At 65.9% G+C, this 792-nt stretch carries 1 protein-coding gene and 1 pseudogene (1 of these 2 only partly in view); one reads left to right on the top strand and one right to left on the bottom strand.

Annotation, left to right across the window (positions count from 1 at the left end; translation table 11 throughout):
• A pseudogene (locus K728_RS22035) lies at positions 1-643 on the top strand (MarP family serine protease); the annotation flags it as partial.
• A gap of 103 nt (positions 644-746) precedes the next feature.
• On the opposite strand, the gene K728_RS0115445 reads toward K728_RS22035, so the two are convergent.
• A protein-coding gene (locus K728_RS0115445; RefSeq protein WP_084442914.1) for a DUF2332 family protein crosses the window boundary here: on the bottom strand, positions 747-792 show its 3' end. Its footprint extends 179 nt past the window's final position; only the last 46 of its 225 coding nucleotides appear in the window; its start codon lies off the right edge, out of view — the gene reads right to left on this strand; the stop codon is at positions 747-749.

Here is a 792-nt window from a genome sequence, read left to right on the forward strand (position 1 = left end):
GCCAGTCCCCGAGGCGGCCGTCGACACCCCCGAGCTCGCGTCGGCTTCCCAATCGGTGTTGCGTATTGCTGGTACCGCGTTCCAGTGCGGCCAAAACCAAACCGGGTCGGGCTTCATTATTGCTCCAGGGCGGGTGGTGACCAACGCCCACGTGGTTGCGGGGGTCAACGAACCGGTGGTGGAGATTCCCGGTGGGGGAGCGCTGCCCGGCCGTATCGTCCACTTCGACGCCGTTCGGGACATCGCGGTCCTCGCCGTCGACGGTCTGGACCGTGCGCCCCTGCCCCTCGGTGAGGATCTCGCCACGGGGGACACTGCGGCTTTCGCTGGCTACCCCGCCGGTGGCCCCTTCCAAATCCAGCCCGCCAGCATCCAGAATCGCAGCGATGTCCTGGTCGCCAACATTTACGGCGCGGATCCGGCGTCAGTCAACGTGTACAGCCTGGCAGCGAATGTTCAGCAGGGTAACTCGGGCGGGCCGCTGCTGGACATGCAAGGGCGGGTGACCGGCGTGATCTTCGCAAAGTCCACTCAGGATGCGCCGGTGGGATACGCGCTGACCCTGGCAGAATTGCAGCCCATTGCCGAGCAGGCCAGCGTCTTCACTGACACGGTGTCAGCCGGTCAATGCAACAACCGCTAGGCCTTAGCCAAGCCAGTCGAGCGTCTGCCCGTGTCCGCCAGTGCGTGCTGCCGGGCTCCCATTGTGGGCGAGGACAAACAGCCGGTCCACCTCCACCTCGGCCTTAGCCATCGCACCCTCCACTCCTGGCAACACCCCGTACCCTTCGG

The organism is Arthrobacter sp. CAL618, from assembly GCF_000468215.1.
Lineage (GTDB): Bacteria > Actinomycetota > Actinomycetes > Actinomycetales > Micrococcaceae > Arthrobacter_D.